The 22,061-nt window shown below is 71.4% G+C and carries 18 protein-coding genes; 10 read left to right on the top strand and 8 right to left on the bottom strand.

Features of this window, described 5'->3' with window-relative positions; genetic code table 11:
* Positions 1–15: 15 nt before the first annotated feature.
* From B072_RS49960 to mmsA, 4 genes are read left to right on the top strand one after another with little or no spacing between them, the layout of a single operon-like run.
* The gene (locus tag B072_RS49960; RefSeq protein ID WP_420707558.1) at positions 16–795 is read left to right on the top strand and encodes a Cgl0159 family (beta/alpha)8-fold protein; all 780 of its coding nucleotides are present in this window, start codon (positions 16–18) and stop codon (positions 793–795) included.
* Between the two features lie 36 nt (positions 796–831).
* Complete coding sequence (gene iolB, locus B072_RS0119485) at positions 832–1,650, top strand: 5-deoxy-glucuronate isomerase (RefSeq protein ID WP_018531650.1); 819 nt, start codon at positions 832–834, stop codon at positions 1,648–1,650.
* Positions 1,647–3,551, top strand: coding sequence for a 3D-(3,5/4)-trihydroxycyclohexane-1,2-dione acylhydrolase (decyclizing) (gene iolD, locus B072_RS0119480; protein WP_018531649.1), 1,905 nt, complete (start codon positions 1,647–1,649; stop codon positions 3,549–3,551). The genes iolB and iolD overlap by 4 nt, the downstream gene beginning before the upstream one ends.
* Positions 3,552–3,589: 38 nt before the next feature.
* The gene (gene mmsA, locus B072_RS0119475; protein WP_018531648.1) at positions 3,590–5,098 is read left to right on the top strand and encodes a CoA-acylating methylmalonate-semialdehyde dehydrogenase; all 1,509 of its coding nucleotides are present in this window, start codon (positions 3,590–3,592) and stop codon (positions 5,096–5,098) included.
* An 86-nt stretch (positions 5,099–5,184) separates the two neighbouring features.
* On the opposite strand, the gene B072_RS0119470 is transcribed toward mmsA, so the two are convergent.
* Entirely contained in the window at positions 5,185–6,024 is an 840-nt protein-coding gene (locus B072_RS0119470) for a hypothetical protein (RefSeq protein ID WP_018531647.1), read from the bottom strand.
* Between the two features lie 480 nt (positions 6,025–6,504).
* Between B072_RS0119470 and B072_RS0119465 the strand changes: the two genes are divergently transcribed.
* Both B072_RS0119465 and B072_RS0119460 read left to right on the top strand, forming a co-directional pair.
* Positions 6,505–7,908, top strand: coding sequence for an APC family permease (locus B072_RS0119465; RefSeq protein ID WP_018531646.1), 1,404 nt, complete (start codon positions 6,505–6,507; stop codon positions 7,906–7,908).
* A 73-nt stretch (positions 7,909–7,981) separates the two neighbouring features.
* On the top strand, positions 7,982–8,374 hold the full coding sequence (locus tag B072_RS0119460; protein ID WP_018531645.1) for a VOC family protein: 393 nt from the start codon (positions 7,982–7,984) through the stop codon (positions 8,372–8,374).
* 9 nt (positions 8,375–8,383) lie between these two features.
* On the opposite strand, the gene B072_RS0119455 is transcribed toward B072_RS0119460, so the two are convergent.
* The 7 genes from B072_RS0119455 to B072_RS0119425 all read right to left on the bottom strand — a co-directional run bounded on the left by B072_RS0119455 (position 8,384) and on the right by B072_RS0119425 (position 15,590).
* Positions 8,384–9,709: a Gfo/Idh/MocA family protein gene (locus tag B072_RS0119455; RefSeq protein WP_018531644.1), complete on the bottom strand. Its 1,326-nt coding sequence runs from the start codon at positions 9,707–9,709 to the stop codon at positions 8,384–8,386.
* Between the two features lie 2 nt (positions 9,710–9,711).
* A complete protein-coding gene (locus tag B072_RS0119450) occupies positions 9,712–10,701 on the bottom strand; it encodes a LacI family DNA-binding transcriptional regulator (RefSeq protein ID WP_018531643.1) in 990 nt (329 codons plus the stop codon).
* A gap of 29 nt (positions 10,702–10,730) precedes the next feature.
* Positions 10,731–11,735, bottom strand: a complete 1,005-nt coding sequence (locus tag B072_RS45605) for a hypothetical protein (protein ID WP_158689208.1) — start codon at positions 11,733–11,735, stop codon at positions 10,731–10,733.
* A gap of 5 nt (positions 11,736–11,740) precedes the next feature.
* Positions 11,741–12,592: a carbohydrate ABC transporter permease gene (locus B072_RS0119440; RefSeq protein ID WP_018531641.1), complete on the bottom strand. Its 852-nt coding sequence runs from the start codon at positions 12,590–12,592 to the stop codon at positions 11,741–11,743.
* A 2-nt stretch (positions 12,593–12,594) separates the two neighbouring features.
* The gene (locus B072_RS0119435) at positions 12,595–13,566 is read right to left on the bottom strand and encodes a carbohydrate ABC transporter permease (RefSeq protein ID WP_018531640.1); all 972 of its coding nucleotides are present in this window, start codon (positions 13,564–13,566) and stop codon (positions 12,595–12,597) included.
* An 85-nt stretch (positions 13,567–13,651) separates the two neighbouring features.
* Positions 13,652–14,971 (bottom strand): ABC transporter substrate-binding protein, encoded by a 1,320-nt coding sequence (locus tag B072_RS0119430; RefSeq protein ID WP_018531639.1) that lies wholly within the window; start codon positions 14,969–14,971, stop codon positions 13,652–13,654.
* A 196-nt stretch (positions 14,972–15,167) separates the two neighbouring features.
* Positions 15,168–15,590: a GNAT family N-acetyltransferase gene (locus tag B072_RS0119425; RefSeq protein ID WP_018531638.1), complete on the bottom strand. Its 423-nt coding sequence runs from the start codon at positions 15,588–15,590 to the stop codon at positions 15,168–15,170.
* Between the two features lie 209 nt (positions 15,591–15,799).
* Here B072_RS0119425 and B072_RS0119420 point away from each other — a divergent pair, with 209 nt between their 5' ends.
* The 4 genes from B072_RS0119420 (at position 15,800) to B072_RS0119405 (ending at position 22,011) form a co-directional block, all read left to right on the top strand.
* Positions 15,800–18,526, top strand: a complete 2,727-nt coding sequence (locus B072_RS0119420; protein WP_026246036.1) for an alpha/beta fold hydrolase — start codon at positions 15,800–15,802, stop codon at positions 18,524–18,526.
* An 85-nt stretch (positions 18,527–18,611) separates the two neighbouring features.
* Positions 18,612–19,487 carry an ABC transporter permease gene (locus tag B072_RS0119415; protein ID WP_026246035.1) on the top strand — a complete coding sequence of 292 codons (876 nt, stop codon included), beginning with the start codon at positions 18,612–18,614 and terminating at the stop codon, positions 19,485–19,487.
* 201 nt (positions 19,488–19,688) lie between these two features.
* Positions 19,689–21,239 carry a vWA domain-containing protein gene (locus B072_RS0119410; RefSeq protein ID WP_018531634.1) on the top strand — a complete coding sequence of 517 codons (1,551 nt, stop codon included), beginning with the start codon at positions 19,689–19,691 and terminating at the stop codon, positions 21,237–21,239.
* A gap of 463 nt (positions 21,240–21,702) precedes the next feature.
* Positions 21,703–22,011, top strand: coding sequence for an SCO5918 family protein (locus tag B072_RS0119405; protein ID WP_018531633.1), 309 nt, complete (start codon positions 21,703–21,705; stop codon positions 22,009–22,011).
* Positions 22,012–22,061: the final 50 nt, after the last annotated feature.

Genomic DNA, 22,061 nt, shown 5'->3' with positions numbered 1-22,061 from the left:
CCCGGCGCCCGCCTGATGATCATCGCCGCCGACCACCCGGCCCGCGGAGCGCTCGCCGCGGGGGAGCGGGCCCACGCCATGGCCGACCGCGCCGACCTCCTGGAGCGGCTCTGCCTCGCCCTGTCCCGCCCCGGCGTGGACGGCGTGCTCGCCTCCGCCGACGTGCTGGACGATCTGCTGCTGCTCGGCGCCCTGGAGGACAAGGTCGTCATCGGGTCCATGAACCGCGGCGGCCTCGCCGGCGCCTCCTTCGAGCTCGACGACCGGTTCACCGGGTACCGCCCGGACGACCTGCGCCGCCTCGGTTTCGACGCGGGCAAGCTGCTGCTGCGGATCGGCTACGAGGAGCCGGGCGAGGGATCCGTACGCACCCTGGAGGCCGCCGCCCGAGCCGTCGACGGCATGGCGGAACGTCAACTCCCGGTCTTCGTCGAGCCGTTCGTCTCCCGCCGGGACCCCGCCACCGGAGCGCTCCGCAACGACCTGGGAGCCGACGCCGTCACCCGCTCCCTCGCGATCGCGTCCGGCCTCGGCGGCACCTCCGCCTACACCTGGCTGAAGGTCCCCGTCGTCGACGACCCGGACACCATGGCTCGCGTCATGGAGACGTCCACGCTCCCCGCCGTCCTGCTCGGCGGCGACATCAAGGACGGCGACCAGGACGCCACGTACGAGAAATGGCGCGCGGCCCTCCAACTGCCCACCGTCCAGGGCCTGGTGGTCGGCAGGTCGCTGCTGTACCCGCCGGGCGACGACGTCGCGGCGGCGGTCGACACGGCCGTCGGCCTCCTGTAGAGCGCCGGCGCAAGGACGAGAGAGGAGAGTGGGGGGATGACGTACCTTCCCGCAGGCAGCGCCGCCGACGGCCCCTACGCCCTGCACGTGGACCCCGACAACATCCCGGGCAAGGCGCCCTGGTCCCGTGCGGGCCTGCGCGTCGTCGAACTGGAGCCCGGGCAGCGGCACGCCTTCGACACCGGCGAGAGTGAATGGATCGTGCTTCCGCTCTCCGGCGGTTGCTCCGTGCACACCTCGGAGCGGATCATCGAACTGCTGGGCAGGGACAGTGTGTTCAGCGGCGCGAGCGACTTCGCGTACCTTCCGCGCGACACGCGCGCAGAGATCGCCTCCGGTGCGGGAGGCCGCTTCGCCCTGGCAGGAGCGAAGTGCGGACGACGACTCCCCGTCCGCTACGGCCCCGCGCCGGAGGTACCCGTCGAGCACCGCGGCGAGGGCACCAGCGCCCGCCAGGTCCGCAACTTCGCCGCGGCGGGGACCTTCGACTGCGACCAGCTCATCGCCGTGGAAGTGATCACGCCGGGCGGCAACTGGTCCTCGTACCCGCCCCACAAGCACGACGAGCACCGCCCGGGCGAGGAGTCGGAGCTCGAAGAGATCTACTACTTCGAGATCGAGGGCCCCGGAGGCTACGGCTACCAGCGGGTCTCCCCGTCCCGCCCCGGCGGCACCGACCTGCTCGCGGAGGTCCGCACCGGTGACACGGTCCTGGTCCCCGACGGCTGGCACGGCCCGTCGATCGCCCAGCCGGGACACGCCATGTACTACCTGAATGTGATGGCGGGGCCGGGGGAGGAGCGGGAATGGAAGATCTGCTTCCACCCCGATCACGTGACGGAGGGATACCGATGACCGCGACCGTCCAGAAGAGCGGGCACTCGACCGTACGGCTGACGACGGCGCAGGCTCTCGTCCGCTTCCTGACCTGCCAGTACACGGAGCGCGACGGCGCCCGGCAGCGCCTGATCGCCGGGGCCTGGGGCATCTTCGGCCACGGAAACGTCGCCGGGCTCGGCCAGGCGCTGCTGCGGTACGCCGACGACATGCCGTTCCACCAGGGCCGCAACGAACAGGCGATGGTGCACGCCGCGGTCGGCTACGCACGCCAGTCGGACCGCCTCTCCACGCACGCCGTCACCACCTCGATCGGCCCGGGCGCGACCAACCTCGTCACCGGCGCGGCCCTCGCCACGATCAACCACCTCCCGGTCCTGCTGCTGCCCGGCGACGTGTTCGCGACCCGCCCCGCCGACCCGGTGCTCCAGCAGCTCGAGGTCCCGTACGCCGGTGACGTGTCGGTCAACGACTGCCTGCGCCCGGTGTCGAAGTACTTCGACCGGATCACCCGCCCCGAGCAGCTGGTCCCGGCCGCGCTCCAGGCGATGCGCGTCCTGACCGACCCGGTCGAGACGGGCGCCGTCACCCTCGCCCTCCCGCAGGACGTCCAGGCGGAGGCGTACGACTGGCCGCTGGAGTTCTTCACCGACCGCGTGTGGACCGTCCGCCGACCCGCCCCCGACGCGAGTGAACTGGCTGCCGCCGCAAAGGCGTTGAAGGAGTCGAGGCGTCCCCTGATCGTCGCGGGCGGCGGCGTCCACCACAGCGGTGCGGAAGAGGCGCTGCGGGCCTTCGTGGACGCGACCCGGATCCCGGTCGCCGCCACACAGGCGGGCAAGGGCGCGCTCCCGTACGACCACCCGGCCGACGTCGGCGGCATCGGCCACACCGGCACGGCGACCGCGAACGAACTGGCGCGCACCGCCGACCTGGTGCTCGGCGTGGGCACCCGCTACACCGACTTCACCACCGCGTCGGGCACGCTCTTCACGGACCCCGGCGTCCGCTTCCTGAACCTGAACGTCGCCGCGTTCGACGCGCACAAGCTGGCCGCGCTGCCGCTGGTGGCGGACGCCCGCGAGGGCCTGACGGCGCTGCGCAAGGCGCTCGGGAAGGCGTACCGCGCCGAACCGGCCCACGTCACCCAGTACACGGACGACAAGGAGCGCTGGGAGTACCGCGTCGACGCCTGCTACGCCGCCGACGACGACCTCGTACGCCCGACACAGACCCAAGTCCTCGGTGCGCTCGACGAGTTGGCGACGGCGGACGACATCCTCATCAACGCGGCGGGCTCCCTGCCCGGCGATCTGCACAAGCTGTGGCGGACCCGGTCCCGCGACCAGTACCACGTCGAGTACGGCTACTCCTGCATGGGCTACGAGATCCCGGCCGCCCTCGGCGTCGCGCTCGCCGCGCCCGGCCGCCCGGTGTGGGCGCTGGTCGGCGACGGCACGTATCTGATGATGCCGACGGAGCTGGTCACCGCGGTGCAGGAGAACATCCCGGTCAAGGTCGTCATCCTGCAGAACCACGGGTACGCGTCCATCGGCGGCCTCTCCGCGTCCGTCGGCGCGGAGGGCTTCGGCACCCAGTACCGCTACCGGGACGGCGACGGGGAGTACAGCGGCGCCCCGCTCCCCGTCGACCTCGCGGCCAACGCGGCCAGCCTCGGCATGGACGTACACCGGGCGAAGACCGTCCGTGAGCTGCGGGAGGCGCTCGCGGCCACCCGCTCCGCGACCCGTCCCACATGTGTCTACGTCGAGACCGAAACGGCAGACACAGTGTCGGGCCCGCCCCCCGCGCAGGCGTGGTGGGATGTGCCCGTGGCCGAGACGGCGGACCGAGCGTCGACCGTCAAGGCCCGGGAGGAGTACGAACGGCACCTCACCGCCCGACGTCACCACCTCTAGAACCACCGGACGTAACTGTCACAACAGGAGTTGCCCACATGTCTGACACGAAGTTGGTCCACCACTGGATCGGCGGCAAGACCGTCGAGGGCACGTCGGGCAACCACGGCCCGGTGACCGACCCGGCGACCGGCGAAGTGACCACCCACGTGGACTTCGCCTCGGTCGCTGAGGTGGACGCGGCGGTCGCCGCCGCCAAGGAGGCGTACGCGAGCTGGGGCCAGTCCTCGCTCGCCAAGCGCACGGAGATCCTGTTCCGCTTCCGCGCGCTGCTCGACGCCAACCGCGACGCGATCGCCGAGCTGATCACCGCCGAGCACGGCAAGGTGCACTCCGACGCGCTCGGCGAGGTGGCCCGCGGTCTGGAGATCGTGGACCTGGCCTGCGGCATCAACGTCCAGCTGAAGGGCGAGCTGTCGACGCAGGTCGCCAGCCGCGTGGACGTCTCCTCGATCCGCCAGCCGCTGGGTGTCGTGGCCGGCATCACGCCGTTCAACTTCCCGGCCATGGTGCCGATGTGGATGTTCCCGCTCGCCATCGCGTGCGGCAACACGTTCATCCTGAAGCCGTCCGAGAAGGACCCGTCGGCGTCGATGAAGATCGCCGAGCTGCTGAGCGAGGCCGGTCTGCCCGACGGCGTCTTCAACGTCCTGCACGGCGACAAGGTGGCCGTCGACCGCCTCCTGGAGCACCCGGACGTCTCCGCGGTCTCCTTCGTGGGCTCGACCCCGATCGCCCGCCACATCCACACCACCGCCTCGGCCAACGGCAAGCGCGTCCAGGCGCTCGGCGGTGCCAAGAACCACATGCTGGTGCTGCCCGACGCCGACCTGGACGCCGCCGCCGACGCCGCGGTCTCGGCCGCCTACGGCTCGGCGGGCGAGCGCTGCATGGCGATCTCGGCCGTCGTCGCGGTCGGCTCCATCGGTGACGAACTGGTCGCCAAGATCAAGGAGCGCGCCGAGAAGATCAAGATCGGTCCCGGCAACGACCCGACGTCCGAGATGGGCCCGCTCATCACGGCCGCCCACCGCGACAAGGTCGCCTCGTACGTGACGGGCGCCGCGGCCGAGGGCTGCGAGGTCGTCCTCGACGGCACCGGCTACACGGTCGAGGGCCACGAGAAGGGCCACTGGATCGGCCTCTCGCTCCTCGACAACGTGCCGACGTCGGCCAAGGCCTACCAGGACGAGATCTTCGGCCCGGTGCTGTGCGTCCTGCGCGTCGACACGTACGAGGACGGCGTGGCGCTGATGAACGCCTCCCCCTTCGGCAACGGCACCGCGATCTTCACCCGGGACGGCGGCGCCGCCCGCCGCTTCCAGCTGGAGATCGAGGCCGGCATGGTCGGCGTCAACGTGCCGATCCCGGTCCCCGTCGGCTACCACTCCTTCGGTGGCTGGAAGGACAGCCTCTTCGGCGACCACCACATCTACGGCAACGACGGCACGCACTTCTACACCCGCGGCAAGGTCGTCACGACCCGCTGGCCGGACCCGTCCGAGGCTCCGGAGGGCGTCGACCTGGGCTTCCCGCGCAACCACTGAGTCGCCTGTACGTGACCGAAGGGGCCCCGGCCGTCCGTGTGACGGCCGGGGCCCCTTCGGTGATTCCTGCGTCTCCTGTGTACCCGTCAGCCCTGCTGCTGCGCCTGCATGTCCTTGAACGCCTGGGTGAGGTCACCGGTCTGCGTCGCGGGCGGCGGGGTGATGTGCTTCGCCCCGCCGAACTTCGCGAAGTCCATGGAGACGGTCATGGTGCCCATCTCCTGCGTCATGCGGACCGGGAGGTCCTTGCCGTCCAGCCAGACGTCCATCGTGATCCGGTCGACGTCGCCGAGCATCTTGTGCGCGGTGGTGTCGCCGTTGTAGGCGTCGTTCAGCTTGCCCATCGCCTTCTTGTCGAGCGTCGCGCGGTAGTGCGTGGCGGTCTGCCCGTTGACCTTGCCCTCGCCCAGATCCTTGACGTCGCTCGCGAACTTGAGCTGCTTGAGCGACTGCGTCGGGCTCTGGTCGGCGCCGCCCTGCATCGCGGCCGAGCCGTCCTTGCCGAACATGGCGGAGGCGTCGATCTTCATCCACTCCTTGCCCTTGAGCGGGCCGGAGGGCTGCGGATCGATGTCGTAGTAGTACGCGCCGTCGACGAACAGCGCGTGCATCTTCTTCGAAGCCGTGAGGGTCTGCATCTTGACCTGAGCGGTGTCCATCTCGACGTCGAACGCGAGACCGTCGCTCCAGCTGTACGTGCCGTCCATGACGATCGGCCCGGTGCTCGGCAGCGTGGTCGTCATCTTCACCCGCGCCGAACCGAGCTCTTCCGTCTTGTCCGTGGCGCGGCCGAACGCGGCCATGATCGCGTCCGCCTTGTCGACGGCGCCGGCGGCCCGCTTGACGTTGTCCGCGCTGCACGCGGTCGTCGCGGTCAGCGCGGCGACGGTTATGCCCGCCCATGCCACGGTCCGTAGGTGCTTCATGTGATGGTCCCCGCCCCTTGTTGTGACTTTGCTGTGTGCATGAAGAGGGAGCGACTTTAACGGGAGAGGAGGCGGTGGACGCCAGTCGGGGGACAAAACGGGCAGCCTGGGCGGGCCGACTGTCCGGACTGCGGACAATTTCCGGCGGAGTTCGGCGACGCGCCTGCGGTTCCCGTACGTAGTGGACGAAACGGGTACGGCAAGTGGAAGCGTCGATGAACCTTGGATAGCAAGGTCAATTCGCCGTATCGAGGCACTGAAAATGGCTGACTTTGCGAACAGCTAAAGATCGGCGGCCAGTTGGACGGTTCCCGGTGTGCGGATTCCGTAGGGAAACGGCCGTTGACGTTCCGGATACCGGCGATGTTCGATGACGCGCCGGGAGCGATGCACCACCCCACTTCACCAGCCTGTTCAGCCTTCGGAGGCGATAGCGCTCCCGCCCGCACCCTCGCCGCACCAGTCGATCGGATCCGCTCCATGACCGACACGCTTCGCCCGACCGCCGTCCCCCAGGACGTGACGGAACCGGGGGCGTCCCCGCAGAAGCTCAAGCGCTCCATCGGTGTCGTCGGCGGCACCCTGCTCACGCTGTCGTGCGTGACACCCGCCTCCACCCTCTTCGTCGTCGTCCCCGATCTCTTCGGCGACCTCGGCACGGCGACGGCCCTCACCATCGCCATCGGCTCGCTCCTGTGCATAGGCGTGGCGTTCTGCTACTCGGAGCTCGGCACCCTGATCCCCAGCGCGGGCGGCGAGTACGCGATGGTGACGACGCTCGCGGGCCGCCTGGCCGGCTGGCTGGTCTTCGTCCTGTCGCTGCTGGTCGTGATGATCGTGCCCCCGGTGATCGCGATGGGCACGGCCGACTACCTGGCGCCGCTCGTCCACCTGGACCCGTCGGTGGCGGGCGCGGGCGTCATGCTCCTGGCCACCCTCGCGGGCCTGCTCGACCTGCGCGCCAACGCGTGGATCACCGGCGTCTTCCTGGTCCTGGAGGTCATCGCGGCGGCCGTCGTCGCGGTCCTCGGCTTCGCGCACTCCGAGCGCGGCGCGGGCTCCCTCGTCTCGATGCAGGTGGCGGGCGACGGCGGCCACACCGACACGGTGACGGCGATGCTGGTCGTGTCCGGCCTCGCCATCGCCCTCTTCGTCACCCAGGGCTTCTCCACGGCCGTCTACCTCTCCGAGGAGCTGGAGAACCCGCGCACGTCCGTGGCCCGCACGGTCCTCGCCACGCTCGCCATCTCCACCGTGATCATCATCGTGCCCGTCGTCGCCATCACGATGGGCGCCAAGGACCTCTCCGCGCTCACCTCCGGCGACATCAGCGGCATGGTCGAGGCATGGTCGAACTCGGCCGTCGGCACGTTCGTGTCCCTGTGCGTGGCGCTCGCCATCATCAACGCGGGCATCGTCATGGTCATCCAGAACTCCCGGGTCCTGTTCGCCTCGGCCCGTGACAAGGCGTGGCCCGAGCCGGTCAACCGGGGCCTCGCGAAGCTCGGCCGCTTCGGCTCGCCGTGGGTCGCGACGCTGGTCGTGGGCATCCCGGGCGCGGCGCTCTGCTTCGTCAACCTGGACACCCTGTACGGCGTGACGGGCGTCTCCGTCACCGGCATGTACCTGCTCGTCGCCGTCGCCACGCTGCTGGCCCGCCGGGGCGGCCACCGCGACAAGGCCGCCTGGCGGATGCCGCTGTGGCCCGCCGTGCCGGTGCTGCTGATCGCGGTGATGGCGTACATCCTGGTCGAGCAGGACGTCACGTACCTGCTCTGGACCGGTGGCATCACGGCCGTCGCGACCCTGTACTGGGTGTTCTACCTGCGCCCGCGCCAGGACACCCGCTGGCTGGTGTCGTTGCCGGAGGACGAGCAGGAGTAGCGGCGGACGAGGCGTGTCCGGGGAGCGAGATACTCGATCGTGGGTGACCGGGCGGCCGTCCTAGCGTGGCGGCATGACGACGACCGACGCCGCGCCCACGATGACCGTCGACGCGATCACCCTGGACTGCGCCGATCCGCTCGCCCTCGCCGCGTTCTACCGGCAGGCCACCGGATACGCGCTGCACGAGCGCTCCTGCGCCGAGTTCGCCGGGGTCACGCGGCCGGACGGCTTCTTCATCGGCTTCCAGCGCGTCGACGACTACCGCGCCCCCTCCTGGCCGGGCCAGGACGTGCCGCAGCAGCTGCACGCGTGCTTCAGGACCGACGACCTGGAGGGGATGACGGCCCGGCTCCTCGAACTCGGCGCGGGACGGCCGGAGTTCCAGCCGGGCGACGCGTCCGGCGGGTTCGTGGTGCTCACCGACCCGGCGGGGCACCCGTTCTGCGTGATGGGGCCCCGCTGAACGGCCCGGTCACCACAGCCCCGCCGTCTCCACCGGCCGCCCCGTCGCGAGCGACTCGTTCCCCGCGACGCCGACGGCCAGCGCCAGCGCCCCGTCCCGGGCCGTCGCGCCCTTCCCCGCCGCCGGGGCCGCGCCCGCGTCCGAGCCGTCACCGAGCGGGCCGAAGAGCTCCTTCAGCATGCGCAGGTCGCCGCCGCCGTGGGAGCCCGCCGCCTTCTCGTACGTGACCTCGCGCGGGGCCTCCCAGAGGGGGCGGTGCAGGATCGTCGTACGGCCCGGGTTGGCCATCACCACGCCGCCGTGCTCGGCGCCCGCGCCGGACGGGGTGCGCGGCGGCTGCCAGGTGTTCTCCTCCACCTCCAGCTCCAGGCGGCCGCCCGTCCCGTTGAACATGACGCGGTAGCCCTCCCAGGGGGAGTACGCCGTCAGGTGGTACGTCATCGTGGCGCCGGTGTCGTAACGGACCAGCAGCGCGAGGTCGTCCTCGATGTCGATGGCGTCGCCGAACACGTTGCGGTCGCGGACGTAGTCGGAGTCCCCGGCCGCCTCCGCCCGCACGTAGAGGGAGTCGAGGTTCGGGTCGGCGGTGAGGTCGATCGCGTAGGGGTCCGTCGCCGCCTCCGGCGAGCCGTGGGCGCGGACGTAGTCGCGGCGCAGGCCCGTGCGTTCGCCGTTGTCGCGGCCGTAGAAGACCAGGCCGCCCTCCGCGTGGACCCGCGAGGGGGACGCGCCCAGCCACCAGTTGACCAGGTCGAAGTGGTGGCCGGACTTGTGGACGAGGAGGCCGCCGCTGTGCCGCTTCTCGCGGTGCCAGCGGCGGAAGTAGTCCGCGCCGTGCCGGACGTCCAGGAGCCATTCGAAGTGGACCGAGCGGATCTCGCCGATCGCGCCGTCGTGCAGGAGCTGCCAGACCTTCTCGTGGGCCGGGTTGTAGCGGTAGTTGAACGTGACGGACAGATCGCCGCCGGTGCGGTCGAGCGTGCCGAGGATCGAGGCGCACTTCGCCGCGTCCGTCGTCATGGGCTTCTCCGTCACCACGCGGCAGCCCGCCTCCAGGGCCGTCGTGATGTACGTGTGGTGCGTCGCGTCGACCGTGGTGACCACGACCTCGTCGATCCGGTGCGCGCGCAGGGCCTCGGCGAAGCCGGCGGGGGCGCAGGTCGCGGCCTCGGGGGAGCCGAGGGAGGTGAGCAGCGCGCTGTGGTGGGCCATGCGGGTCGGGCTGGTGTCCGAGAGGAGGCTTACGTCGTAGTGGGCTCGGGCGGCGAGGGCCTTCGTGTACATCTGGGCGCGGTGGCCGGTGCCGATGATCGCGGCGCGGCGTCGTGCGGTCATGGTCAGGCGTCCTTTCGGGGGGCGGGGCCCGTCGAGCGGCGGACGATCAACTCGCTCTCCAGGACCGTTCGGTGGGGGGTCTTCGTGTCCGGGTTCGCCAGGCGGTGCAGCATCAGGTCGACGGCTCGTTCGCCGAGCGCGTTCAGGGGGATGCGGACCGAGGTCAGTGCCGGGGTCGAGGTCGTGGCGAGCAGCGTGTCGTCGGCGCCGACCACGCTCACGTCGTCGGGGACGCGTACGCCCCGGTCGGCGAGGCGGGAGAGGACACCGAGGGCCATCAGGTCGTTGTGGGCGATCACGGCCGTCGCGCCCGCCGCGAGGGCGAGGTCGGCGACCTGGGTGCCGGTGTGGAACTTCGGCTCGTGCGGGCCGAACTCGGTCACCTTCAGGCTCAGTTGCTCCGCGGCGAACCGGACCGCGTGGCCGCGCTGCTCGCTCGACCAGGAGTTGCGGGCACCCAGGATCAGGGCCAGGTGGCGGTGGCCCAGCGCGTGCAGGTGGGCCACCGCCTGGCGCAGGCCGTCGTCGCTGGGGGCCGTGACGGAGGGGATGCCGGCCGCGTCGCGGTTGACCAGGACGCTGGGGACCCGGTGGACGATCTCGGCGAGGTGGTCACCGGTCATCCGCGGGGACACCAGGAGCAGGCCGTCGACCTGCCCCGCCAGGGTGTGCGCCAACTCGTACTCGTCGTCCGGGTGTTCGTCGGTGTCGGCGAGGAAGACGGCGTAGTCCTTGCGGCGGGCCCGGGACTGGACCGCCTTCGTGATCACCGCGAAGAAGGGGTTCGCTATGTCGGGGACGATCAGGCCCAGGGTGTGGGTGCGGCCCTGGGCCAGGGAGCGGGCTATGCGGTTGGGGCGGTAGCCGAGCTGTTCGGCCACCGCGAGGACGCGGGCCCGGGTCTCCGGGCGGACCTGGTGCGGGGTCGCGAAGCAGCGGCTCACCGTGGAGGGGGAGACTCCGGCTCGGGCCGCCACGTCTTCGGCGCCCACGGTTCCGCTCCGCGGTTTTCCGGGTTCGTTCATGGGGTCCCCCTGGGTTTAGGTGCGCTTTCGCTCGCGCGAGGTGCCGGGATGTGGGCGGGTGCGGAGCCGTCGTGGCCGGTCGCGCCCCGTGGCGGAGCCGCTGATGGATACAGCCCCGCGCCCCTGAGTGCCGCCTTCTCGCCGTGAGTGGCGCGCCTTTCGTCGGCGTATGCGACGACGTCGTGGCTGGTCGCGCAGTTCCCCGCGCCCCTTCGGGGCGCCTGCTCGTCGTTGCTCGCGTCCCGCGGCGGAGCCGCTGATGGATGCAGCCCCGCGCCCCTTCGGGGCGCCTGTTCGTCGTTGCTCGTGTCCCGTGGTGGAGCCGCTGATGGATGCAGCCCCGCGCTCCTTCGGGGCGCCTGTTCGTCGTTGCTCGTGTCCCGTGGTGGAGCCGCTGATGGATGCAGCCCCGCGCCCCTTCGGGGCGCCTGGAGGCGACGGTCCACCGCCACCGCCGCCAAGGTCAGGACTCCCGCCACCAAAGGGGCCAGCAGGGTCAACTGCCATACGCAGGCCGCCGATACGAACACCGCTCCCGCCAGCATCCACGTACCGGACGGGTCCCGGAGCGTGGGGCGCGGCCAGTGGGTCGTGGCGGACCAGGTCGCCGCCATGCGGATCTGGAGGACCACCACCGCGCCCGCCGCGCCCGCGACCACCAGCGCCAGGAAGCCGAACCCCGGGACCCCGGCCGTCGACGCGAGGCGCAGGTCCGCGGCCAGGAAGGTCAGGGCCAGGAGGCCGAGCGTGCCCGTCGCCGTGCCGCCGCGCAGCGCCGCGCGCCAGGTCGAGAGGAAGCGGCGGGCCGTGCCGGGGGACGGGCCGTCGGGGACGCAGCGGCGGATCTCCGCGCAGCCCGCCGCCATGGCCGCCGGCCAGGTGACCAGGAGCAGGGAGCCCGCCGTCACCAGCAGGCCGATCCACATCACCTCGGCGAAGAGCGTGAAGCGTTCGCCGTACGGAGTGTCCCGCCGGGCCGTCGCGCGGGTCGTGTCCGGCACGGGCGTCACCCCTTCATTCCCGACGTCGCCGCGCCCTCGATCAGCAGTCGCTGGAACGCCACGAAGAAGATGATCACGGGGAGGAGGGAGAGGACGGACATGCCGAGCATCGCGCCGTAGTCCTGGCTGCTGGTGGAGTCGACGAACAGGCGCAGCGCGAGCGGCAGCGGGTACTTCTCCGGCGACTGGAGGTAGATGAGCGGCGCGAAGAAGTCGTTCCACGACCAGATGAAGGTGAAGATCGCCGTCGTGATGAGGGCCGGGCGCAGGAGGGGCAGGACGATGTGGGCGAAGATCCGGAAGTGGCCGCAGCCGTCGATCAGCGCCGCCTCGTCCAGGCTGCGCGGCAGGTTCCGTACGAACTGGACCATGAGGAACACGAAGAAGGCGTCCGTCGCGAGGAACTTGCCGAGCAGCAGCGGTACGTAGGTGTCGATCAGGCCCGCCTTCTGGAACATCGTGTACTGCGGGATCAGCAGCAGATGCGTCGGCAGCAGGATCGTGCCGATCATCACCGCGAACATCGGGCCCCGGCCGCGGAAGCGCAGCCGCGCGAAGGCGTACGCGGCGATCGAGCAGGACAGTACGTTGCCGAGGACCGAACCCAGCGCCAGCACCAGGGAGTTGGAGAAGAAACGCCAGGCCGGGACCTCGGCGATGCCGTCGAGGGCCGCGCCGAATCCGCCCCATGTGACCCGTGAGGGAAGGATGTCGAAGCTGGAGATGATCTCCTCGGCGGGTTTCACCGCGGACGTGAACACCCACACCACCGGATAGAGCAGCACGAGCAGCAGGGCGAGGGCGCCCGCGTGCCAGGCCAGTGAGCGGGAGCGGACACCGGAGCGGATCGTCGTCATCGTCAGTTCTCCTCGCCCGCGTAGTGGACCCAGCGGCCCGACGTCTTGAAGAGCACCGCCGTCACCACACCGACGACGAGCAGCAGCACCCAGGTCAGGGCCGCCGCGTAGCCCATCCGGAAGTCGTTGAAGCCGAGTTCGTACAGGTACATCGAGTAGACGTGGGTGGAACCCGCGGGCCCGCCCGTGCCGTTGGAGAGCACGAACGCCGAGTTGAACATCTGGAACGCGTGCACCATCTCCAGGACCAGGTTGAAGAAGATCACCGGGGACAGCATGGGGACGGTCACCGCGGTGAACCGGCGGACCGGGCCCGCGCCGTCCAGTTCCGCCGCCTCGTACAGGTCGTGGGGGATCTGCTGCAGCGCGGCGAGGAAGATGACCATCGGGGCGCCGAACTGCCAGACGGACAGGGCCACCAGGGACATCAGCGACCAGTCGGGGTTGGAGATCCAGCCGCCCGTGTGGATGCCGAAGGCGCCGAGGAACCGGTCGACGACGCTGCCGGTGGAGAAGAGGAGGCGCCAGACGATCGCCGCTCCGACGCTCGCGCCGATCAGGGACGGCATGTAGAAGGCGGCCCGGTAGAAGTTGCGGCCCTTGCGGCGGGTGTGGAGGAGCAGGGCCACCCCGAGCGCCGCGATCAGTTTCAGGGGCGTCGCGACCACCACGTAGAGCAGGGTCACGCCGACCGTGTCCCGGACCTCCGGGTCGTCGAGGAGCAGCCGCCGGTAGTTGTCGAAGCCGATCCAGTGGGGCGCGTCGAACAGGTTGTAGTCCGTGAACGACATGTAGAGCGAGAACAGCATCGGAGCGATCGTCAGGACCACCGCGCCGAGCATCCACGGGGTGAGGAAGACGTACGCGGAGCGGTCGTTCGCGCGCGTGCGGCGCCGTTTCGCGCGGGGGTCGGAAGGGGTGTCCGCGCGGCGCGCGCGGGGGATCGCCGCGTCGGTCGTCGTCGTACCGGCCATGGGGAACTCCGTACGAAGAGGGGGGAGTTGAGAGAGAGGGGGCGGGCAGCCTGCCTTCTGGCGCTCGGGCGTCAGCTCTCGGGCGTCAGGCGAGGACGACCTTCGCCTGGTCGAAGAAGAGACCGGCGGCACGGTCCGCGGAGATACGGCCGTAGAAGAGCTTCTCGGCGACGCGGCGCAGGTACTCGTTGAGGGAGGCGCCGCCGTCCGCGGGCGGCGGCGGGGTCGGCGCGAGCGTCTTCGCGATCTGCCGCTCGTACGTCTGGACCTGGCGCACCGCGGGATCGGTGACCTCGGCGGCGCCCTCCTGGCTGGTGGTGGGCGGCATGCCGATGTTGGTGCCGAGGATCTTCGCCACCCGCCGGTCATTGATCATGAAGTTGATGAACTGCGCGGCCTCACTGATGTACGGGCTCTTCGCGGCGGCGCTCATCAGCATGCCGGGCTTGGCGTAGAGGCCCGAGCGGTGGGTGTCGCTGGGGACGCTGCCCAGCGTCAGTTTGGTGCCGCGCAGGGCGCTGCGGCCGCCGACCTGGTTGTCCCACTCCAGGTACGACGCGGCGCGCTGGGTGGTGATGGGGTAGCCGGGCAGCGATTCCAGGACCACGTCGGGTCCGGCGAGGGCGCCGTCCTCGCGGTAGGCGTCGACCGTGGTGAAGTAGCGGACCAAGTCGTCCTCGCCGAAGCCGAGTTCGCCCTTGTCCGTCCACATCTGCCTGCCCTGCTGGCGCATCCACAGCTCTACGCCCATGTAGTTCTGGCCGGGGTTGTCCATGCCGAACTGCGCGCGCCCGGTGTGCCGGGTGACCGCGCGGGACTGCTTCATGAACGTGTCCCAGGACATGGGTGAGGTCGGCGCCCGCGCCCCGGCGTCGGCCCACACCTCGGCGTCGTACATCAGGCACACGCTGTTGTGGGACAGCGGCAGCGCCACGCGCCGGTCCTCCACCATGCCCGCCGTGCGCAGCGACGGTACGAGGGTGGTGGCGTCGATCTCCTTGCCGGGGCCCGTGTGCTCGTTCAGGTCGGCGAGGACGCCGTGTTCGCCGAGCGTGCGGATCCACGCGTAGTCGATGTGCATGACGTCGGGCGGGCTGCCGCCGGCCGCCGCCGTGCTCAGCTTCGGCCAGAAGGAGTCGAACGCGGCGAAGCTGGACTTGACCTTGATCTTCGGGTGGGCGCGCTCGAAGGCGGCGATGCACTGGTTGATCAGGTCGGCGCGGCCGCTGTCGCCCCAGAAGAAGTAGCGCAGGGTGACGGTGCCGCCGGAGGCGACGGAGCGGGACGAATCGCTGCAGCCGGTGAGGCCGCCGCCGAGGGCGGTACCGAGGCCGGCGGTGAGCAGGGTGGTCAGGGCGGTGCGGCGGGGGAGGAGTGGGCGGCGGGAGGGGGCGTCATTGCCCATGAGGGCCTCCACGTGCGGCTCGACGGTGGGGGACGGTGAGGGGACGAGGTGGGGTGCGTTGGGGTGGGACTTTCGCATGCGCTCGCAGCCGCGTCAACGGTTCCCGCAAGCGCTTTCCCCCTTGAAATTCCTTCACCGAAAGCCCACTTGACCGCCCTCTTGACGGTTCCTGCGAGCGCTTGCAGAGTGGGCGGGGCTAGTCGGCCGGCCGCGTGAAGTCCCAGGTGATGACCCGGCACGGGCTCTCCTGCGTGCCGCCCGCGCTCAGGTACGTCGCGAGCGCCGCGTCGTTGTCCAGGTCCAGGCCGACCCACATGTCGTAGCAGCCGAGCTCGGCGGCCAGGTCCGCGAGCGTGCGGACCAGGGCGCGGGCGATGCCGCGGCGCCGGTACGGCTCGGCGACCGCGAGTTCGTAGAGGAACATCTCGCGCCCCTTGTCGGGGTGGACGGTCTCGACGCCGCTGACGAAACCGGCCGGCTCGTCGTCCACGTGGGCGAGGTAGAGGTGGTGGCCCGGGGCGGCGAGGAAGTACGCGGCCCGCTCCGGGCGGGGCGGGGAGTCGAACAGGGAGCCCGCGGCGACGAGTTGGGGGACGGTGACGGCTCGGGTGATGTCCATGGGGATGTCGTAGCAGGTCCGCGCCGGCCGGGCCCGCTCCGGCGAGGCAGGAGCGCGGCCCGTGTCCTGTGGGCTGCTTCACGGCGTCCCGGCCGTTTCGGTGTACAGCACCTGCGGTAGGCGGAGGGCGCGCCGTACTCCCCGGGGAGGTCGAGAGGCTCCGACCGGAGGCGGCGGTAACTGTCAGTGGTGACCCCTACCGTTGAAGGATGGATCTACGAGTGCGCGCATGGCGTGAGCGAGTACGCGGATGGCCGCGGCGGTGGATCGCCGTCGCGGCCGCCCTTGTGGTGCTCGCCGGAGCCGGGACCTGGTCCGCGACGGCCTCCTCCGGCAAGGCGCCCGCCGTGCACCGGCAGGACCGGGTGATGCCGATGGGCGCAGGCGTCCGGATCGACACGTCGTACTTCACGGCGGGGTCCGGGACCGAGCGGCGGCCCGCCGTGCTGCTCACCCACGGCTTCGGCGGCAGCAAGGAGGACGTGCGCGGCGAGGCCGAGAAGCTGGCCCGGCACGGGTTCGCGGTGCTGACGTGGTCGGCCCGCGGCTTCGGCAAGTCCACCGGCAAGATCGGGTTGAACGACCCGAAGGGCGAGGTCGCCGATGTGTCGCGGCTGATCGACTGGCTGGCGAAGCGGCCCGAGGTCCAGCTCGACAAGGCCGGTGACCCGCGGGTCGGGATGACCGGCGCCTCGTACGGCGGCGCGGTGTCGCTGCTCGCCGCCGCTTACGACAAGCGCGTCGACGCCATCGCGCCCCAGATCACGTACTGGAACCTGGCGGACGCACTGTTCCCCGACGGCGTGTTCAAGAAGCTGTGGGCCGGGATCTTCTTCACCTCCGGCTCCGCCGACATCGGCTCGCGCACCAGCAGGGCGGGCCTGGAGTGCGGCCGCTTCCAGGAGCAGCTGTGCGACATGTACCAGCGGGTGGCGGTCGCCGGGCAGCCGGACGCGGCGGCCAGGAAGCTCCTGGAGGAGCGCAGCCCGTCCACCGTCGGTGACCGCATCAAGGTGCCGACGCTGATCGCGCAGGGCCAGACGGACTCGCTGTTCCCCCTCGGGCAGGCCGACGCCATGGCCAAGCAGATCAAGGCGAACCACGCCCCGGTCGACGTGGACTGGCTCAACGGCGGGCACGACGGCGGCGACATGGAGGTCGACCGCGTCTCCGGGCGCGTGGCGAAGTGGTTCGACCGCTACCTGAAGGACGAGAAGGGCGTCGACACCGGCCCGGCGTTCCGCGTGACCCGCACCGGCGGCGTGGACTCCACCGACGGCGCCGCCACCCTGCGCGGCGCGAGCGGCGACGCGTATCCCGGGCTGCGCGGCGAGCAGCGGGTGCGGGTGCCGCTGAAGTCCGGCACGGAGACGTTCCAGAACCCGCCGGGCGGCGGCCCGCCGTCGATCTCCTCGGTGCCGGGACTCGGCTCGCTCGCCTCCCTGTCGTCACTCGGCCTGGGCGCCTCGCTGGACTTCCCCGGCCAGTTCGCCCGCTTCGACACGGCGCCGCTCACCAAGTCGGTGCGCATCACCGGCTCACCGACCGCCACCGTCCACGTGAAGTCCTCCAGCGGCACGGCCGTCCTGTTCGCGAAGGTCTACGATGCGGGGCCCGGCGGCACCCGCGAGGTGCTCCCCTCCCAGCTCGTCACGCCGGTCCGGGTGACGGGCGCGGGCGGCGCCGGCAAGGACGTGACGCTCACGCTCCCGGCCGTCGACCACCAGGTGCAGAAGGGCCACAAGCTGCGCCTCGTCCTGTCCTCGACGGACCTCGGGTACGCGTCACCGGACCAGCCCGCCACGTACCAGGTGTCCCTGCGCGACGGCGGCCTGAGCCTGCCCACCGCGCCCGACGTGAAGACCGCCGCGACACCGCTGCCCGCGTGGGTGTGGTGGCTGCCGCTCGGCGCGGTCGCCGTCGCGGCGGGCCTGCTGCTCACCGCCCGCAGGCGCACGACGGCGCCCGCGCCCGACCCGGCGCTCGCCGACGTCCCGCTGCAGATCACGGACTTGAGCAAGCGGTACGCGAAGTCCAGCGACCGGTACGCGGTCCGCGACCTCTCCTTCCGCGTCGAGAAGGGCCAGGTCCTCGGCCTCCTCGGGCCGAACGGCGCGGGCAAGACGACGACGCTGCGCATGCTCATGGGCCTCATCCGCCCCGACGAGGGCGAGATCCGCGTCTTCGGCCACGCCATCCGTCCTGGCGCGCCCGTCCTGTCCCGCGTCGGCGCGTTCGTCGAGGGCGCCGGCTTCCTGCCGCACCTGTCAGGACGGGAGAACCTGGAGCTGTACTGGCGGGCCACGGGCCGCCCGCCCGAGGACGCGCACATGGAGGAGGCCCTGGAGATCGCCGGTCTCGGCGACGCCCTGGCCCGCGCCGTACGCACGTACTCGCAGGGCATGCGCCAGCGCCTCGCCATCGCCCAGGCCATGCTCGGCCTGCCGGACCTGCTGATCCTGGACGAGCCGACGAACGGCCTGGACCCGCCGCAGATCCGCGAGATGCGCGAGGTGATGATCCGGTACGCGCGCGGTGGCCGGACCGTCATCGTCTCCAGCCACCTCCTCGCCGAGGTCGAGCAGTCCTGCACGCACCTCGTGGTCATGGACCGCGGGCGCCTGGTGCAGGCGGGGCCGGTCGACCGGATCATCGGCTCCGGCGACACGCTCCTGGTCGGCCTGGCCGGGGACGTCTCCGAACCGGTGGTCGAGAAGGTGGGCGCGCTGGCCGGCGTGGAGTCGGCGGTCCGCGTGGAGGAGGGCCTCCTGGTGCGGCTCGCCCCGGTTCCGGCCGCCGCGGCCGGGACCACCGGCGACCCGGCCGCGCGGCTCCTGGTCGACCTGGTCCGTCTCGACGTACCCGTGAAGTCCCTCGGCCCGCACCGGCGCCTCGAGGACGCGTTCCTGACCCTGATCGGAGGGACTCCGTCATGACGGCCACGACCACGGCCGCCACGACGGCCGCGCTCCCGATCACCCGGGCCGCGTCCCGCCGCCCGACCACGACCGGAGGACCCGCATGAGCGCCACCGGAACATCCCCGGCCCCCGTGGTCGAGACGGCCGACGGCTACCGCCCCGGCCGCACCCTGCCGCTGCGCGTGGAGCTGGTCCGGCAGGTGAAGCGCCGCCGCACCCTCGTCATGGGGGCCGTCCTCGCGCTGCTGCCCTTCGTCCTGGTCGTCGCCTTCGCCATCGGCGGCGAACCGGGCGGCCGGAGCGGCCGGGTGACCCTGATGGACACGGCCACGGCATCGGGCGCGAACTTCGCGGCGACGGCCCTGTTCGTCTCCGCGGGGTTCCTGCTCGTCATCCCCGTCGCCCTGTTCTGCGGCGACACCATCGCCTCCGAGGCGAACTGGTCGAGCCTGCGCTATCTGCTCGCCGCACCCGTGCCACGGGCCCGCCTCCTGTGGTCCAAGCTCATCGTCGCGCTCGGGCTCAGCCTCGCCGCGATGGTGCTGCTCCCCATCGTCGCGCTCGGCGTCGGCACGGTCGCGTACGGCTGGGGGCCGCTGGAGATCCCGACCGGCGGCGCGCTGCCCGCGGGCACGGCGGCGCAGCGGCTGTTCGTCGTCATCGCGTACATCTTCGTGTCCCAACTGGTCACGGCGGGCCTCGCGTTCTGGCTGTCGACGAAGACGGACAACCCGCTGGGCGCGGTCGGCGGCGCGGTCTTCCTGACCATCGTCGGCAATGTGCTGGACGCGGTGACGGCCCTGGGCCACTGGCGCGACTTCCTGCCCGCGCACTGGCAGTTCGCCTGGGCGGACGTGATCCAGCCGCAGCCGGAGTGGAGCGGCATGATCCAGGGGGCGTCGGTGTCGGTGGCGTACGCGGTGGTGCTGTTCGCCCTGGCGTTCCGCGGATTCGCGCGCAAGGACGTGGTGTCCTAGCCCCCCCCCGCGGGCCATCGGTCCGCGCTGCGCATGACCGGTGGGTCTCCGGAGGATCACCCACCGGTCACGACTGCCGCCTCCCGTGACCGCTTTGAGGCCAAGGCGCAATCGCTCGGGACGAACACCGCGGCCGCCCCGCACGTCACAGTCACAGAGCGCCGGTACCGCCGGTGCGTGACGGAGCGGGAGGGGTCGGCAATGGTGACCGGACCGGACGGCATACGCGACGGGGTACGCGGCACACGGCGCCGCGGCGGGGCACTGCTCGCCGCGGCCCTGGCGGGCGGGCTGCTGCTGGCGGGATGCGGCGCGGCGGGGACGTCGGACACCTCGGCGGACAGCAAGGCCAGGGGAGCGGACGGCCGGGCCGCCTCCGTCGCGCCGGACGGCGGCAAGGAGAGCGGGGCCGACTACCGCTCCACGTTCGCCCTCGACGTCGACACCGCCTCCTACGGCTACGCGCGGCGCACGCTCGCCGAGGGTCGCCTGCCCGACGCGGGTTCGGTGCGGCCCGAGGAGTTCGTCAACAGTTTCCGGCAGGACTACCCGCGCCCCGAGGGCAACGGCTTCTCGGTGACCGTCGACGGCGCCCGCACCGGCGACGACGGCTGGCGCCTGATGCGGGTGGGGCTCGCGACGGCGCAGGCCCCGGCGGACGGTGAACGGGCGCCGGCGGCGCTGACGTTCGTCGTCGACATCTCCGGCTCCATGGGGGAGCCCGGCCGCCTCGACCTGGTCCGGGAATCCCTCGCCACACTCACCGACCAGCTCCGCCCCGACGACTCGATCGCCCTGGTCACCTTCAGCAGCGAGGCGGAGACGGTCCTCCCGATGACCCGCCTCGGCGGCAAGGGCGGCGCGGTCCGCGAGAAGGTCCAGGACGCCATCGACACCCTCGAACCCACCGACTCCACCAATCTCGACGCGGGCATCACCACCGGCTACGCCACCGCCGTGAAGGGCGTCAGGTCCGGGGCGACGAACCGCGTCGTCCTCCTGTCCGACGCGCTCGCCAACACCGGCGAGACCGAGGCCGACGCGATCCTGGAGCGCATCGCCGGGGCCCGCCGCGACCACGGCATCACGCTCTTCGGCGTGGGGGTCGGCAGCGACTACGGCGACGCGCTGATGGAGCGTCTCGCCGACAAGGGCGACGGCCACACCACGTACGTGTCGTCCCCGGCGGACGCCCGCAAGGTCTTCGTCCAACAGCTGCCCGCCAACGTGGAGTTGAAGGCGCGGGACGCCAAGGCGCAGGTCGCCTTCGACCGTCGTACGGTGTCGGACTTCCGCCTCCTCGGCTACGAGGACCGCGCCGTCGCCGACGACGACTTCCGCGACGACAGCGTCGACGGCGGCGAGGTCGGCCCCGGCCACACGGTGACGGCCCTGTACGCGGTGAAGCTCCGCGAGGGCGCGGAGTCCGGCCGGGTCGCGAGGGCCACGGTCCGCTGGCTCGACCCGAAGTCCCGGGCCCCCCGTGAGACCTCCGGCGAGGTCACGGTGTCCGCGCTGGCCCGGGACCTCTGGTCCGACCGGACCCCGCCCCGGCTGCGGGTGTCCGCGACGGCGGCGTACTTCGCGCACCGGCTGGAGAACGGCTCGGGGACGCCGTACCCGGGCGAACCGTCCCTGCACGAACTCACCCGCCAGGTCCAGGATCTGTCCGAAGCCACCGAGGACTCGGACGTCGCCGCGCTGGCGGACTCGGTGCGGGCGGCGGCGCGGCTGCGGGACACCTCCGGCTGAGCCGGCCGTGCGGGGGCAGGCGGCGTGTCGAGGATGCCGCGGCACGCCCGTCCCCCGCCCTGCTCCAAGGTCCTTGCCGCGAGCTCCAGTTCTGCCGGAACGGTCCGCTTCATCGGGTGCTTCACGAAGCCTCCCCGTACGTCAGTTCTGTTCTCGGCAGAGTGAATTTCATGATCACAAGAGGGTCTTGGCGGCGTGCTACTGTCGATCTCGGTTGCGGTTGTGGTTCCCGAAATCCACATGCCTCTCCGAGCGGGGCATCATCGCGGCGACCTGGAATTCGCGCATATCGCAGTAAGGGTCCGCACTATGTGGGGTGCCGGTCCCTTTCGCATTTAATTCGGTTCGTTCGTCCTTGTCGTTCCCCGCGCTGATCTTCTGTTGCAGGAATTCCTTGATGCGGCGCGCATGAAGGAAGCACAGTGGAATCCATCCTCATTCGTTCTTCCCCCTGTGAGGCATCATGCGTTGCGTCATCGCCCGTTTCCCGTTCGACCTCACCAAGAGCGGCGTCCTGGAAGCGATGAAGGGCATCAAGCCCGAGGAGGTGTCCGGCGATTCCGTGATCATCGGCCGCCGTGTCTACCCCGTGAAGCAGGTGGGCGAGGTCGTGACCCGTCAGGACCGCCGTGATTTCAGCGCCGGCGAAGTCGTCCGGGCCATGACCAAGCTCGGCTTCACCTGCCGCGGTCCCCAGGCCGCCACCCCCACGCCGTCCCTCGACCCGATGCAGCAGGCGTCCGCCCTGCTCGGCGCCCCCGCGGACGTCTGACCGACGGGGTCGGTCGCGGAACCTTCAGGGGCGCGCGCAGTTCCCCGCGC

The sequence above is a fragment of the Streptomyces sp. HmicA12 genome (assembly GCF_000373565.1).
GTDB lineage: Bacteria > Actinomycetota > Actinomycetes > Streptomycetales > Streptomycetaceae > Streptomyces.
This window is presented reverse-complemented; position numbering and strand designations above follow the sequence as displayed.

What these genes read in the sequence shown, in the direction of transcription:
- B072_RS0119410 (WP_018531634.1), top strand. Translation starts at nt 19,689, where the DNA reads ATGGTGACCGGACCGGACGGCATACGCGACGGGGTACGCGGCACACGG.
- B072_RS0119430 (WP_018531639.1), bottom strand. Translation starts at nt 14,971, where the DNA reads ATGGGCAATGACGCCCCCTCCCGCCGCCCACTCCTCCCCCGCCGCACC.
- B072_RS0119440 (WP_018531641.1), bottom strand. Translation starts at nt 12,592, where the DNA reads ATGACGACGATCCGCTCCGGTGTCCGCTCCCGCTCACTGGCCTGGCAC.
- B072_RS0119460 (WP_018531645.1), top strand. Translation starts at nt 7,982, where the DNA reads ATGACGACGACCGACGCCGCGCCCACGATGACCGTCGACGCGATCACC.
- B072_RS0119435 (WP_018531640.1), bottom strand. Translation starts at nt 13,566, where the DNA reads ATGGCCGGTACGACGACGACCGACGCGGCGATCCCCCGCGCGCGCCGC.
- iolD (WP_018531649.1), top strand. Translation starts at nt 1,647, where the DNA reads ATGACCGCGACCGTCCAGAAGAGCGGGCACTCGACCGTACGGCTGACG.
- mmsA (WP_018531648.1), top strand. Translation starts at nt 3,590, where the DNA reads ATGTCTGACACGAAGTTGGTCCACCACTGGATCGGCGGCAAGACCGTC.
- B072_RS0119420 (WP_026246036.1), top strand. Translation starts at nt 15,800, where the DNA reads ATGGATCTACGAGTGCGCGCATGGCGTGAGCGAGTACGCGGATGGCCG.
- B072_RS0119415 (WP_026246035.1), top strand. Translation starts at nt 18,612, where the DNA reads ATGAGCGCCACCGGAACATCCCCGGCCCCCGTGGTCGAGACGGCCGAC.
- B072_RS0119425 (WP_018531638.1), bottom strand. Translation starts at nt 15,590, where the DNA reads ATGGACATCACCCGAGCCGTCACCGTCCCCCAACTCGTCGCCGCGGGC.
- B072_RS0119470 (WP_018531647.1), bottom strand. Translation starts at nt 6,024, where the DNA reads ATGAAGCACCTACGGACCGTGGCATGGGCGGGCATAACCGTCGCCGCG.
- iolB (WP_018531650.1), top strand. Translation starts at nt 832, where the DNA reads ATGACGTACCTTCCCGCAGGCAGCGCCGCCGACGGCCCCTACGCCCTG.
- B072_RS0119405 (WP_018531633.1), top strand. Translation starts at nt 21,703, where the DNA reads ATGCGTTGCGTCATCGCCCGTTTCCCGTTCGACCTCACCAAGAGCGGC.
- B072_RS49960 (WP_420707558.1), top strand. Translation starts at nt 16, where the DNA reads ATGATCATCGCCGCCGACCACCCGGCCCGCGGAGCGCTCGCCGCGGGG.
- B072_RS0119455 (WP_018531644.1), bottom strand. Translation starts at nt 9,709, where the DNA reads ATGACCGCACGACGCCGCGCCGCGATCATCGGCACCGGCCACCGCGCC.
- B072_RS0119465 (WP_018531646.1), top strand. Translation starts at nt 6,505, where the DNA reads ATGACCGACACGCTTCGCCCGACCGCCGTCCCCCAGGACGTGACGGAA.